The following is a 13,363-nucleotide window of genomic DNA, read 5'->3' on the forward strand; positions in this document are numbered from 1 at the left end:
TACATCCGCATTTGTGGCGAGGGGGCTCGCCCCCGTTGGACTGCGCAGCAGTCCCATTTTGGGGCCGCTTCGCGACCCAACGGGGGTAAACCCCCTCGCCACAGGTTTCTTGCTCACCTCAAGATTTTCTTAAGTGAACAGCATTGCGCTCCTACAGGGGTTTTGCCATTACGGCGATGAACAACGGTGACTCAAGGAACCGCTGTAACCAAGCTTGCAACCGCGGATAGGGCGCCTGGGCAAACCACTCCCGATCCACATGCGCGAACTGCCGCACAAACGGCGCCAGTGCCACATCCGCCAGGCTCAAGTGCCCGGCCAGCAAGTATTCCCGCCCGGCCAGCAAGGCCTCCAGCTTCAACAAAAACACTTCACCTTCGGCCCGGTAGTGCTCCATTGGCTGATCCGGGTAGCGCTCGGAGTATTTGTAGCGATTCAAGTGAACCTTGAACCCCTGGTCATTCTCTTCAATCAGCTCAGCCATAAGCGCCCGTGCCACCGGATCGTCCTTGAGCAACCAATCATCAGGGTCATTCTGCGCGAGGGCCCACCCCATGATCGCCAGGCTTTCATCAATCACTCGGCCGTCGATGCACAACACCGGAACCGTGCCCTTGGGCGACAGCGCCAGCATCTCGGCTGGTTTGGCCTTGAGGCTGACCTCGACAATCCGCACCGCCAGCCCCGAGTAACGCAATGCCATCCGCGCGCGCATGGCATAGGGGCAGCGGCGAAACGAATACAGCGCAGCCCCGATCACTTGACCTCCAGGGTGCTCAAGCCATTGCCCTGACGCTTGACCTGGATTTGCACCGGAATTCGCTCATGCATTTCCTGCACATGGGAAATTACCGCCACCTTGCGCCCCTGAGCCTGCAAGCCATCCAGGGCATCCATCGCCAATTGCAGCGACTCGGGATCAAGGCTGCCGAAGCCCTCGTCGATAAACAGCGATTCGATCTTCAAGGTGCTGGATGCCATCGACGCCAGCCCTAACGCCAGGGCCAACGACACCAGGAACGTCTCGCCCCCGGACAGTGAATGCACCGAGCGGGTTTCGTCGCCCATTTCCGTGTCCAGCACCAACAGGCCGAGCATGCTGCCACCGCGCTTGAGGCGGTAGCGGCGCACCAGTTGGCGCAGTTGCACGTTGGCGTGGTGTACCAGCAGGTCGAGGTTGTAGGCCTGGGCGATCTTGCGGAACTTGTCGCCGGTGGCTGAACCGATCAGCGTCTCAAGCCGAGCCCAGCGCTGCCATTCGTCATAGGCTTTGGCTGTCGTAAGCGCCAGGGCTTGGTTGGCGTCCTGGCGGCGCTGGTCTTCGGCTTGCTGGGCGCGTAGTTCGGCGCAGTGCTTTTCGCCCGTGGAGAGCTGGCTGTTGAGTTCGTTCAGGGCGCTGTCGAGCTGGGCTACATCAAGGTTGTCGTTATGCAGGGCCTGGTGATCCTTGAGTCGTTGTTCGCGTTCTTGCAGCAACACCTTGGCTTGTTCGACGGCTTTTTCGCTCTGTTGCAGCTGCTGGCGCAGTTGCGTGAACTGTTGATCATCCACCTTCAATAACTGCGCCAAACCGTCGTCATTCAGTTCCGGGTGCAGGGCGCGCCAGTCGGCGACTCTTGCGCTCAGTGCCTGCTGCTCGGCCTCCAACGCCTGTTGGCGCTCCCGCTGGGCCTTGAGATCGGCGGCCAATTGGATCAGTTGGCTGGCGGTGTCTTGCAGTTGCTGATTGGCTTGGCTGTCGCTGCGCCGCGCGTGTTCGACAGCCTGGTCCAGATGCTGTTGCCAGTGCTCGGCGCGGGTATGTTCGCCGAGCAGTTGAGTGAGTTTTTCCTGGGCGATTTGCTGCTGGGCGCTGAGGTCGACCAATTGTTGTTGAGCCACGTCCAACTGTTGCTGACGGTGCGTCTGTTGGACCTGTTCCTTTTCCAGGGTCTGTTGACGCTGTTGCTGTTCGGCGAGTTCTTCGCGCTGGTGGTCCAGTTGTTCCAGGCGTTGGCTGATCTGCTGATCAAGCTGCATGAACGTGGCCGCAGGCTCGCTGCGCAGGCCTTCGAGGGTCTCGGCCGGGAGTAGGCTGGCGAAGGCACTGAGTTCTTCGTCCAGGCGTTCGCGGTCATTGGCCAGTTCCCGTTGCTGGTCCACTAGCTGTTGGCGGGCCTGCTGGCTGGCGTCCTGGGCGGCTTGCAGTTGTTGCTGCATACGCCCGGCGTTTTGTTGCAGGTTGAGCAGGGCGCCCTGGCGCTGTTCGTCCTGGGTGATGCTTTGGCTGAGTTGGCTTAACTGCTGGCTCAGCCAGGCATCGCGTTTGGCGGCGTCCTGATTGAGCAGTGCCGCCGAGAGCGGATGGGCTTCGATGCTGGGGGCCAGGGCTTGCTGTTCTGTCGCGACATCCTGTTGCTGGCGTAAAAGCTCCTTTTGCCGGGCGATCAGTTCTCCCAGCTCTGTGCGCAACGCGTCTACTTTTTCTTTGAGCACATCAACCGATTGACGGGCGTTGCTCACTTCATCTTCGTCGTGGCGTTCAAGACTGCTGAGCAAGACGTCAGATGAGTGATAGGGATGATCGATGCTGCCACAGACCGGGCAGGGTTGATCAGACTCCAATTGTTCACGCAATGTCTGAACGTTGACATCCCGAGCCAAGCGCTGGCGCTCCAACAGCTGCAGGATGACGGTAAGAGTTTGCTCCGCGACGGCAAGATCAGCCTTGGCCTGGATGCCTACCCGGTTGAATTCTTCGCGCTGTTGCTTGGCTGCCAATTGGTTAGCATTCAGGTCGTCTGCACGCTTTTCCAGTCTTTGATGGCTGTCCCACAGCCGCGCCAAATCCTCGAAGGCCCGCTGTTGCTTGCGGTTGTCCTGCAACAGGCTGCCCAGCAACTGAATCTGCTCGGCCACGGCATGGGGCTCGGCGCCGGCTTCGTGGTACAGCAGGTCCAGGGTGTTGCGTTGTTCTGCCAGTTTGTCGGCGAGCGTGGTTGCGCGTTGTTCCAGTTGCGGCAGTTCGGCCTGGCCTTTGTTGAGGCGATTGCCGGTCAGCATGAGCTTTTGCAGGCTGTCGCGGTAGGCAGTCCAGGCGTTGCCCAGGGAGGCGAGGGTGGCGCTGCGCTCCAACTGTGCCGCGAGCTGTTGCAGGCGTGTGACGACCTTTTTTTGTTGGTCGAGCAGGCTGTTTACCGTGGCCTGGCCCTGGGTGAAGGCGGCTTCGGTATGCTGCTTGTGCGCCTCGCTTTGGCTTAAGTCGTTGGTCAGTCGGGCGAGGGTGCTCTGTTCGTCGAAGGCCTGGCGCAGCAGTGGCACGGCGTCGCTTTGCTGTTTCAGCGCTTGGGTCAACGCCGCTTGCGCAGCGGCTTGCTGCTGTTGCAACTGATCCTGGCGGGAGTGCAGAGTGCTCTGTTGTTCAAGGTGCTGCGCAATCTGTAGCGCCAGTGGGTTGAGTTGGGTGGCCAGCTCAGTTTGCCGGGCGAAGTGGTGACGCTGCGGCGCGAGTTGTTCCAGGCGGCTCAAGTCCAGGCGTTGCTGGTTTTGCCCCAGCCAGTCCTGTTCGGCCTGTTGCAGTTGCTCAACGGCGTGTTGTTGGCGTTCCTGCCATTCGCGCAATTCCTTGAGCCAGGTGTGTTGCAGCTCAAGCTGCTTGAGCTGAGCCTGTTGGGTCTTGAGTTGCTGCTGGGCTTCGTTGAAGCATTGATCCAGTTCGACGCGAGCTTCGGCAGGCAGCGGCGTGACACCGGTAGCTTGGTCGAGCAGCAGCTTGTGGGCGTCCTTGGCGTCCTTGGCCTTGTCGAAGGCGCGCCGGCCCAGTTGGGTGTAAAGCGCGGTGTCGGTGAGCTTTTCCAACAGCTCGCTGCGTTCGTTGTCATTGGCCTTGAGGAAGGCGCTGAACTCACTTTGCGCCAGCAGCACGGCGCGGGTGAATTGCTCGAAGTTCAAGCCCAGGGCCAGTTCCAGCTGGGTTTTGTATTCGGTTTTCTGACTGGCCAGCAGTTGCTCGCTGTCCAGGTCGATCAGGCTTTGCCGGCTGTTTTGCAGTTTTCCGCTGGCCTTGTCACGGGCGCGGTTGGCTTCCCAGCGCGCGCGGTAGCGCCGACCGCTGACGCCGACAAAATCCACTTCGGCATAGCCGCCACCAGTACCGCGACGAATCAGCGTGCGCGGATCACCGATGGAAATATCCGAATCGGCATCGGGCATTTTCGCCTGTCCGGTATCTCCCAGTCTTGGCACCGCGCCAAACAGCGCCAGGCACAAGGCGTCGAGTAAGGTGCTTTTACCGGCGCCTGTAGGCCCGGTAATGGCGAACAACCCGGCACTGGCCAGGGGCTCGGCGGTGAAGTCGATTTCAAAGGGGCCGGCCAGGGAGGCAAGGTTTTTCAGGCGAATGGCGAGGATCTTCATGGTTGTTCACCCGCCTGTTGCACTTCCTGGAGCAGCACGGCGAAATCCTTCAAGGTCTGTTCGTCTACTTCATTGCCGTAGCTTTCCAGCCAGGCGCGGCTGAACAACTCCTGGGGCGTGAGCTGGTCCAGTTCGATCAGGCGATCCTCATGACTGTCTTCGCAATTACCTGAGCCTGCGTATTCGGCGGCGATACGCACCAGGCGCACGGCCTTGCCTTGCAGGGCGTTTTCCACTTGCTGGCGCAGGTCGGGCTGGGGCTCGTCGAGGCGCACGCGCACTTCCAGCCAGGGCTGGCGTTGGGTTTCGGCCAGCAGATCGATGTCGGGCAAGTCCGCCAGTTGCTTGAGGATGTCGGCCAAGGGCGCGGCTTCCAGGCGTTGCAGGTTGACTGCCCGGGGAATCAGGCGGGATTCGACGCTGACCAGCGTCTCGCCGTCCAGTTGCACATCGAGAATCTGGTGCTGATAGCCGATTTCGGAAAACGACAGCGGAATCGGCGAGCCGCAATAACGAATGCGCTCCTCGCCATTGACCCGCTGGGGCTTGTGCAAATGACCGAGGGCGACATAGCTGACACTGGCATCGAACAGACTGGCCGGCAGTGCTTCGGCATTGCCGATGATCAGGCTGCGCTCGGAGTCTTCCGAGACCGAGCCACCGGCCATGTGCGCATGGCTGATGGCGACCAGCGCCTGGCCCGGCTGGCGCTTGGCGTTGGCTGCGGCGATCAGCCATTCATGGACCTGGCCAATGCCGCGCAGGTAATCGTCACCCAAGTGAGCGCCGGTGACTTGCGCCGGACGCAGGAAGGGCAGGGCCAGGCACCATCCGGCAATCGTGCCGTCTGCTGCAGGTAAGGGAATCAGCAGCCGCTCCACATCCAGCTGCCCATCATCCAGCCACAGCACCTGGCCCAGCGCATGGGTGCGCAGGCGGCGCATCAACGGCGCGGGCAGCTCGATGCGCGAGCCGGAATCATGGTTGCCGGCGATCATCACGATGGTCAGCGCGGGGTTTTGTTCGTGGGCGCTGATGATGAAGTCATACAGACGCTCCTGGGCCTTGAGCGGCGGGTTAACCGTATCAAAGATATCGCCGGCGATCAGCAGCACGTCGGGGCGGTGCTGGCCCAGTTGGCCCAGCAGCCAGTCGAGGAAACAGGCGTGTTCGAAGTCGCGTTCCTGGCCGTGGAGGTTTTGGCCAAGGTGCCAGTCGGAGGTGTGGAACAGACGCAAGGCGAACTCCGTGAAGAAGATGAAAAGGAGGGGAGTTTACCCGTAAATGCCTGCACGCTTGCACCCATGCGCAGTACTCAAGCCTTGCGCGGAGCGTCCCAGGCGGCATCTGGTTCTAAAGCCAGGCACTACTTGGGATACAACGGCGGCAAGCTGGTGTTGTCCGTCACCGGGTCCTGCGCCCGCTCGGCCATCGGAATTGCCTTCACCGCCCGCCACAATTCCTCACCCTGCCAATACTGGCCAGTCTCGCTGTAGAGGGCGCCGTTCAAGCCATCCAAAGCATCAGACAACGGTACAAACCGCGCCGCCATGTCCGCCAGGGTTTCCGGCTGTTGCCGGGCCCAGGCATCCAAAGCCTGACGAGTAGCCTGAGGATCGTTGGCCTGGCTGGTACGCTTGAGATCGTCCAGCAGGGTGCGCGGGCTCGGTCCAGTTTGTGCGGCGCGCAGGATCGCCGGCTGCCAGCGGGCACGCCACCACAGGCCGAAGCCCAGCAGGGTGGTGCAGGCCAGGATCAGGCTGCTCAGTTGCCAGATCCACAGTGACTCATTGTCCGGTGCGGTGATCACCGTCGGGGTGGCCGGGGTGTCCACCACCAGGCTCGGGTTGTTCGCCACCTGTACGGTGCGAGCCGGCAGGCTGGTGCGTTCCAGGTGGTCTTCGTGGGTGTTCCACCACACCACTTCCACTGCCGGCAGCTCCAGGGAGCCGACCCGGTTGGGCACCAGGGCTTCACGGTCTTCACGGCTGCCGATCACGCCACGCTCGCTGTTCTGGTTGCTCAGCACTGGCTGGTCCGGGTAGCGGCGCAAACCGTTGATCTCGGTGACCGGCAGCGGTGGCAGTTGCGAGCTGGACAGGCCTTCGGCCTTGAGGGTCAGGCTGCGGGTCAGGGAATCAGCGACCTGGGCGTGGTCCGGTTCCGGGTTCCAGCTTTCGCTCAGGCTCAAACTGCTGGCCGGCAACCACGGTGCATCGGCCGGGTACAGGGCGGGCTTGGCCTTGACCTTCAGGGGGATTTCGGATGAGCTGACATGCATCAGCTTGCCGGGTTTCGGCCCCTGGGGCCTGGCGTCCTGGGTGGGGCGCGGCTCCACCAGAGTTGCACTGAATATCTGCGCCGGAATCAGCAACTCGCCACTGTGCTGCGGGTAGATGGCATAGCGCATCTCGATCACCCCATGGCGAATGCCATTGATGACTTTTTCGTAGGTGCGCGACTCTCCGAGTTGCTCGGTACGGGCATCGGGAATCTGCAACGGGGTCAGGTTGCTGTCGTCGTACAGCGACACCGAATGGTAGATGCGCAAGGTCAGCAGGGCCTGGGCCTGGACGTACACCGAGCTCTGGTCGAGGCTGGCGTCAATGAAGATCGGCGCCAGTTGGGTCTTGGTGTTCTGGCTGGCAGTTTCGATGACTTGCAGGGTGATCGGCTGGGTCTTGACCTCACCGAGCTGCAACGATGGAATCACTACGGTGCCGTTGACCTTGGGTAACAGGGTGATGATCCAACGGGTGGTCGCATGATTGTCGGTGCCCAAGGTGGTGAGCTGGTTGACCTGGCGGGTGCCGCGTACTTCGAACAGCAGCTCCAGGGGCGACAGGTCCGGCTTGCCGAACAGGGTGACGTCGTTGGATTCCACGGTCAGCTCCACCGTCTCCCCGGAGTTCAGGCGGCTGCGGTCGACACTGGCGACTAGGTCCGAAGCCTGGGCCTGGCAGGCCCACAGCGCGAGTGAGAGGAGAAGGGCGGTGCAGCGGCTCATCGAGTCTTGTCCTGATGTTGTTGCTGTTCGTACCAGAATTTACGTCGCAGCAGCTCGCCGGGGTTGTCCGGGATCTGCCGCAGCCATTGTTCCAGGGCCTGGCGGTGCTCGCCGTCAAGCGGGTTGCCGGTAGGGTGCAAGGGTGGGGTGGTGGTTTGTTCGTCACCCAGTTCGCTGCCCGGTACTTCGTTGCCGCCGGCAGGCGGCGTATCGCCGGGCGGCGTTTCGCTGCTGCCGGCCTGGCCGCTGCCGGGTGTGGATTGTTCGCCGCCGGATGCGCTCTGGCCACTGGTGCCCGGTTGCGCAGTCTGGCCGGGTTGGGTGGTTTCGTCATCCTCGTTCTTGGAGGGCTTGTCGGGTTCGGGCTCTGGTTCTTCCTGTAGCAGTTTTTCGATCAGGGCCTTGTTCTTCAGCGCCGGTTGTAAGTCCGGTCGGGCTTCCAGAGCCTGTTCATAGGCGTCCAGGGCCGCTTCCAGCTCACCGCTCCTGGCCAGGGCATTGCCGCGATTGTAATGGGAATAGGCGTCGCTGCCTTCGGCAAAACGCTTGGCGGCGCCGGCATAGTCACCGGCTTCGTACAGCGCCACGCCTTGCCATTGCGGGTTTTCGAAGTGTTCGGCGGCCTCGCTGGGGCGTTTTTTCTTGAGCAGGTACTGGCCCTGTTGGTCCGGGCGCAGCCACAGGTCCTGGAAGTCGAAGGCGTAGCTTGGCTGCGGTGCGCCCAGCAACAGCAAGGGCAGGAAGAACAGCCAGCCACGACGGCCAGCGCAGGCGGCGAGCAGCAATAGCGGAAGGAGTAGCCAGTAACCCTGGTCGGCCCAGGTGTCCAGTTGCAGTAGCTGGCCGTCGTTGCGCAAGGCTTGCGGGCCGTCGAGCAGGCCGAGGTTGCGCAGGTCCTTGTCGTCCAGGCGCGCTTGCCGGTAGCGACCGCCCATTTCGCTGGCGAAGGCCTTGAGGGTCGGACTGTCGAGGCGTGGTATCAGGATTGCGCCCTGATCGTCCTTGAGGAACTCGCCGCTCTCTTGAGTCACCGGGGTGCCTTCACGGCTGCCGATGCCGAGGACCGACAGGCTCGGTGCTTGACTGCCTTGCAGTAGCAGGCGAATGCCCTGGCGTTCTTGTTTGGACAGCGACGAGCCAATCAGCAGCAAGCGCCCCTGGCCCAGTCCGCCGTGCTTAAGCAGGCTCAAGGCTTTTTCCACGGCCAGGTCGGCGCGGTGGCCGGCCTCGGGCATGATCGAGGGACGCAGGGCTTCCAGCAGGTTGTGGCTGGTGGCCAGGTCATCCGACAGCGGCACCAGGGTGTGGGCGCTGCCGGCATAGACGACGATGGCGGTCTGCGCGTCGCTGCGGGCCTGAAGCAGGTCGAACAACTTGCGCCGCGCCTGTTCCAGGCGATTGGGTGGGCTGTCGGTGGCGAGCATTTCCGGGGTCAGCTCCAGCAGTACCACCAGCGGGTCCGCGGGTTTTTGGCTGGTCAGCTCCACACGCTGCCAGCTGGGGCCGAGCAAGGCCAGCACCGCCAGCAGCCAGGCCAGGCCCAGCAACAGCCATGGTGATTTACTTTCCCGGCCATTACCGCCACTGAGCAACGCGGCGTGAAAGGCCGGCGGCAGAATCATCTGCCAGCGCCCGGCGCGCTTTTGTCGATGCCATAACTGCCACAGTAACCAGCCGAGCACCGGCAGCAGCAACAGCCACCAGGGATGGAACCAGTGCGGCCACAAAGTGATCATCGACGCCTCCGCAAACGCAAGCGTTTGAGGCGCTGACGCCATTCAGGGTGCTGTTGCAGAAAGTGGCGCTTGCTGAATATTTTTTGTACAAGTCGGTTGAAAAGCCGTTGCAGGGCGTTGTCCGGCCAGCGTTCGTGGATGACCAGCAGCATGCTGAGGATCAGCGCCAGGGCCAGTGGGCCGCTGTAGAGCGCCTGGGCCGGGCGGGCCTGGGTGGGTTGCTGAGTCACTGGCTCAAGCTGGTCGAGGGTTTCCTTGATTGCTTGCAGTTCCTCACTGTCGCGGGCCCGGAAGTAGCGGCCACCAGTGACCTCGGCAATGGCCTTGAGGGCCGGCTCGTCGAGGTCCAGGCTCGGGTTGAGGCCGAGCATGCCCAGGGTGCCGGTTTGTTCGGGGTCGGCGCCAATGCCGATGGGGTAGATCTTCACGCCTTCTTCGGCGGCCAGGCGGGCAGCAGTCAGCGGGTCGATTTGGCCACCGTTGTTGGCGCCGTCGGTTACCAGGATCAGCACCCGGCTTTGTGCCGGCCGCTGGCGCAGGCGTTTGAGGGCCAGGCCAATAGCATCACCGATGGCGGTGTTTTTCCCGGCTATACCAATGCGGGCCTCATCCAGCCAGGTGCGCACGGTACGTCGGTCAAAGGTCAGCGGCGCTTGCAGGTAGGCCTGGCTGCCGAACAGGATCAGGCCGACGCGGTCGCCTTCGCGGCCTTCAAGGAAGTCGCCAAGCAGGTGCTTGACCAGGCTCAGGCGGCTGACATCTTCGTCCTGCCACTGCATATCGGGGAAGTCCATTGAACCGGACACGTCCACCGCCACGAGCAAGTCGCGACCGCTGGCGGCTATCGGCAAGGGTTCGCCGAGCCATTCCGGGCGTGCGGCGGCGGTCAACAGCAGCAGCCACAGGACCACGAACGGCGCTTGCTGGCGCCAGCCTGGCAGATTCACTCGGGCACGGCGGCGCGCTAGGCCTTCCAGGTCGCCGAGGAAACTGACTTTCAGGGCGGGCTCGCCGCTGTCGGCCGTTGGCAGGATGATTCGCAGCAACCAGGGCAATGGCAGCAGGGTGAAGATCCACGGCCAGGCGAACTCAAACATGTTTGCGAATCCAGGTGTCGACGGCCTGGGTCAGGCCGGCGATGGCCTTGTCGTCGAGTTTGCATTCTGGCTTGTAGGCGCCTTCCACCAGTACCATCCAGCGTGTAAGCCCGGCGGCCGGGCAACGGTTGTCGAGGAACGCCAGCCATTTGCGACCGTTGAGGGTGTGGCTCTGGCTATAGGGGTAGTCGTTGCGACACAGGCGCTTGAGCAGGCCGTTGAGTTGCTGCAGCCAGGCACCGGCCGGGGCGCCGTCGTAGGGTTTGGGCATCAGCGCCAGTTCCGCCAGGGCGGCGATGCGCAGCGGGTCGAGGGGCTGTTCGGCACGGGCCAGCGGGCGCTTGGTCGGCAGGAAGCGGCGCAGCGTCCACAGGCCCCAGGCGGCGAGCAGGATGAGCAGCAGCAACAGCCACCAGCCTGGCGCTGGCGGCCAGAAGCCGATGGGCGGCGGGGCGATCAGCGGTTGCAGCTGTTCAAGGCCGTTCATTGCTTTTTGCCCGGACGTTGCGGGTTAAGGTATTCGCGCAACTGCTCGATCATTTCGCTCTGGGTGCTCAAAGGCATGAGCAATATCCGCAGCTTTTGCGCGAGCAACTCCCAGCGCGCGCTACGTGCTTCGGCCTGGGCCTTGTAGGCCTGGCGCAGGTCGAAATTCAGGGTGTCGATTTCCAACTGTGCGCCGCGTTCGGCAAACCGCAGCAGCCCAGCGGCGGGCAGGGCATGGTCCAGCGGGTCAGAGACCGGCAACAGCAGCAGGTCGCAGTGCCGTGACAGCAGGCTAAGCTGTTGCTCGGCGCCTTCGGTGAGGGCGCGTTCGTCGCAGATTACGATTACCAGGCTACCGGGGCGCAAAACTTCCCTGCCACGGCGCAAGGCCATGCCGAGGGCATCGTGGTCCGGCAGGCTTTCGGTGTTCAGGCTCTGGTTGACCCGCACCAGACGGTTGAGCAGTTGCAGCAGGCTTTGCTTGCTGCGCCGCGGCTTGATTTCGTAATGCTCGTTGTCGCCGAACACCAGCCCGCCAACACGGTCGTTATGCCCCAGTGCCGCCCAACCGATCAGGCTCGCCGCCTGGGCCGCCAGCACCGACTTGAACATCAGCCCCGAGCCGAAGAACAACCGGCAGCTTTGCTCCACCATGATAAAGATCGGCCGCTCCCGCTCTTCGTGGAACAGCTTGGTGTGGGGTTCCTGGGTGCGGGCGGTGACGCGCCAGTCAATGGTGCGCACATCGTCCCCGGCCTGGTAGACCCGCACCTGATCGAAGTCGACACCGCGACCCCGCAGTTTCGAGTGGTGTAAGCCGATCAACGGGCTGCGCTGGCTCGGCGTGGAAAACAGTTGCACTTCCCGCACGCGATGACGCATCTCGATCAATTCGCTCAGGGTGACGCGGGTACCATCGCCAGTGCTCATGGGGGTCAAGCGACGGCAACGACGTCGAGAATGCGTTGCACCACACGGTCCTGGTCAATGCCGGCCGCTTCGGCCTCGAACGACAGAATGATCCGGTGGCGCAGCACGTCGAAGAGCACCGCCTGGATATCTTCGGGGCTGACAAAGTCGCGACCGGCCAGCCAGGCGTGGGCCCGAGCGCAACGGTCGAGGGCAATCGAGCCCCGGGGGCTGGCGCCATAGGCAATCCATTCGGCCATTTCCGGGTCGAACTTGGCCGGGGTTCGGGTGGCCATCACCAGTTGCACCAGGTACTCCTCCACGGCGTCGGCCATGTACAGGCCAAGGATTTCCTTGCGCGCAGCGAAGATTGCTTGCTGGCTGACCCGGCGCTCGGGCTTGGTTTCACCGTTGAGGGCTTCGCCGCGGGCCTGCTGCAGGATGCGCCGTTCGACGGCGGCATCGGGGAAGCCGATCTTGACGTGCATCAGGAAGCGATCGAGTTGGGCTTCGGGCAGGGGATAGGTGCCTTCCTGCTCGATGGGGTTTTGCGTGGCCATTACCAGAAACAGCGGCGACAGCTCATAAGTACTGCGCCCGACACTGACCTGACGCTCAGCCATGGCTTCGAGCAACGCCGATTGAACCTTGGCCGGGGCACGGTTGATTTCGTCCGCCAGCACCAGGTTGTGGAAGATCGGCCCTTGCTGGAACACGAAACTGCCGGTTTCCGGACGATAGATCTCGGTGCCGGTGATGTCGGCGGGCAGCAGGTCGGGGGTGAACTGGATGCGATGGAACTGCGCTTCGATCCCTTCGGCAAGCTCTTTGATTGCCTTGGTCTTGGCCAGGCCCGGTGCGCCCTCAACCAGCATATGGCCGTCGGCGAGCAGGGCAATGAGCAGGCGCTCGATGAGTTTTTCCTGGCCGAGAATCTGCGTAGAAAGAAAGGTTCGCAGCGCGAGCAGCGCTTCACGATGTTCCATCGTTGACGGTTCCTGGAAAGGTGAGCCTGGGTGCTTGGAAAAACACCGGGGCTTGGGGGCCTTACTTTAATGCATCAGAGGGTGCGGCGACTAACTGCGCGGGGGTATTTTTGGGAGTTGTGGGAAATATCCGAGGTTTTTGCAGGCTGGCACAGACCTTTGTGGCGAGCGAGCAAGCTCCCTCGCCACATTGAGCGGTTTTGGCGGCTAGATTCGGATATAGGTCCCGGTACCCTTGAGAATGTTCTGCAAGGTTTCTTCCACTTCAGCCAAGTCCGAGGCATCGGTGCCGTGGGTGATCTCCAGATGATCACTGCCGCCCAATGCATCCGCATCGGCCGCCGCAATCTCCACCAGCAATCGCGTGGCGCTCAGGGTGATTTTCAGCCCATCCAGGGTCGACGGCTCGTAATCCCAGGTGACCTCCACCTCGTCCTCATCCGGATAACGGGTCAGCATGAACATCTCGCCCTTGTCGCCGTGGCAGCAGAGCATGGCCATGTTGTCTTCTTCGTCATCGCACGGGTTGACGATCAGGTGGGCGGTGGTCAGTTGCATGTCAAATCCTGTCTGGGGGAGGGTGCAGCAGGGCAATTGTGCCATTGCGGCGAATTTTGTGCTGCATCCTGTGTCAGTAGTTGTGGCATGACCTGGCGGGCTGTATCAGTCATTTCCGGTACTCGGAGGGTCAGGATTTGTCTGAAAATGCCAGGTTGCCGAAGTCGCAACCCGCCAGCTGCGTGCCGA

Annotated in this window: 10 protein-coding genes; all 10 read right to left on the reverse strand. The window is 62.4% G+C overall.

Annotated features, from left to right (window positions below; all coding sequences use genetic code 11):
* Positions 1 to 151: 151 nt before the first annotated feature.
* Positions 152 to 760, reverse strand: a complete 609-nt coding sequence (locus tag FQ182_RS08910) for a glutathione S-transferase (RefSeq protein ID WP_149412619.1) — start codon at positions 758 to 760, stop codon at positions 152 to 154.
* Positions 757 to 4,395, reverse strand: a complete 3,639-nt coding sequence (locus tag FQ182_RS08915; protein WP_149493979.1) for an SbcC/MukB-like Walker B domain-containing protein — start codon at positions 4,393 to 4,395, stop codon at positions 757 to 759. Before FQ182_RS08915 ends, FQ182_RS08910 begins: the two co-directional genes overlap by 4 nt.
* Positions 4,392 to 5,633 (reverse strand): exonuclease SbcCD subunit D C-terminal domain-containing protein, encoded by a 1,242-nt coding sequence (locus FQ182_RS08920; protein ID WP_149412617.1) that lies wholly within the window; start codon positions 5,631 to 5,633, stop codon positions 4,392 to 4,394. The genes FQ182_RS08915 and FQ182_RS08920 overlap by 4 nt, the downstream gene beginning before the upstream one ends.
* 128 nt (positions 5,634 to 5,761) lie before the next feature.
* On the reverse strand, positions 5,762 to 7,402 hold the full coding sequence (locus FQ182_RS08925) for a BatD family protein (protein ID WP_149412616.1): 1,641 nt from the start codon (positions 7,400 to 7,402) through the stop codon (positions 5,762 to 5,764).
* The gene (locus FQ182_RS08930) at positions 7,399 to 9,138 is read right to left on the reverse strand and encodes a tetratricopeptide repeat protein (RefSeq protein ID WP_149412615.1); all 1,740 of its coding nucleotides are present in this window, start codon (positions 9,136 to 9,138) and stop codon (positions 7,399 to 7,401) included. The genes FQ182_RS08925 and FQ182_RS08930 overlap by 4 nt, the downstream gene beginning before the upstream one ends.
* Complete coding sequence (locus FQ182_RS08935) at positions 9,135 to 10,235, reverse strand: VWA domain-containing protein (RefSeq protein ID WP_149412614.1); 1,101 nt, start codon at positions 10,233 to 10,235, stop codon at positions 9,135 to 9,137. Before FQ182_RS08935 ends, FQ182_RS08930 begins: the two co-directional genes overlap by 4 nt.
* Positions 10,228 to 10,722 (reverse strand): DUF4381 domain-containing protein, encoded by a 495-nt coding sequence (locus FQ182_RS08940; RefSeq protein WP_149412613.1) that lies wholly within the window; start codon positions 10,720 to 10,722, stop codon positions 10,228 to 10,230. The genes FQ182_RS08935 and FQ182_RS08940 overlap by 8 nt, the downstream gene beginning before the upstream one ends.
* Complete coding sequence (locus FQ182_RS08945; RefSeq protein ID WP_149412612.1) at positions 10,719 to 11,651, reverse strand: DUF58 domain-containing protein; 933 nt, start codon at positions 11,649 to 11,651, stop codon at positions 10,719 to 10,721. The genes FQ182_RS08940 and FQ182_RS08945 overlap by 4 nt, the downstream gene beginning before the upstream one ends.
* Positions 11,652 to 11,656: 5 nt before the next feature.
* A complete protein-coding gene (locus tag FQ182_RS08950) occupies positions 11,657 to 12,616 on the reverse strand; it encodes a MoxR family ATPase (RefSeq protein ID WP_003218556.1) in 960 nt (319 codons plus the stop codon).
* Between the two features lie 207 nt (positions 12,617 to 12,823).
* Complete coding sequence (locus tag FQ182_RS08955; protein ID WP_149412611.1) at positions 12,824 to 13,174, reverse strand: hypothetical protein; 351 nt, start codon at positions 13,172 to 13,174, stop codon at positions 12,824 to 12,826.
* Positions 13,175 to 13,363 lie beyond the last annotated feature (189 nt).

This window comes from Pseudomonas sp. ANT_H4 (genome assembly GCF_008369295.1).
GTDB lineage: Bacteria > Pseudomonadota > Gammaproteobacteria > Pseudomonadales > Pseudomonadaceae > Aquipseudomonas.

What these genes read in the sequence shown, in the direction of transcription:
- FQ182_RS08915 (WP_149493979.1), bottom strand. Translation starts at nt 4,395, where the DNA reads ATGAAGATCCTCGCCATTCGCCTGAAAAACCTTGCCTCCCTGGCCGGC.
- FQ182_RS08925 (WP_149412616.1), bottom strand. Translation starts at nt 7,402, where the DNA reads ATGAGCCGCTGCACCGCCCTTCTCCTCTCACTCGCGCTGTGGGCCTGC.
- FQ182_RS08930 (WP_149412615.1), bottom strand. Translation starts at nt 9,138, where the DNA reads ATGATCACTTTGTGGCCGCACTGGTTCCATCCCTGGTGGCTGTTGCTG.
- FQ182_RS08935 (WP_149412614.1), bottom strand. Translation starts at nt 10,235, where the DNA reads ATGTTTGAGTTCGCCTGGCCGTGGATCTTCACCCTGCTGCCATTGCCC.
- FQ182_RS08940 (WP_149412613.1), bottom strand. Translation starts at nt 10,722, where the DNA reads ATGAACGGCCTTGAACAGCTGCAACCGCTGATCGCCCCGCCGCCCATC.
- FQ182_RS08945 (WP_149412612.1), bottom strand. Translation starts at nt 11,651, where the DNA reads ATGAGCACTGGCGATGGTACCCGCGTCACCCTGAGCGAATTGATCGAG.
- FQ182_RS08950 (WP_003218556.1), bottom strand. Translation starts at nt 12,616, where the DNA reads ATGGAACATCGTGAAGCGCTGCTCGCGCTGCGAACCTTTCTTTCTACG.
- FQ182_RS08955 (WP_149412611.1), bottom strand. Translation starts at nt 13,174, where the DNA reads ATGCAACTGACCACCGCCCACCTGATCGTCAACCCGTGCGATGACGAA.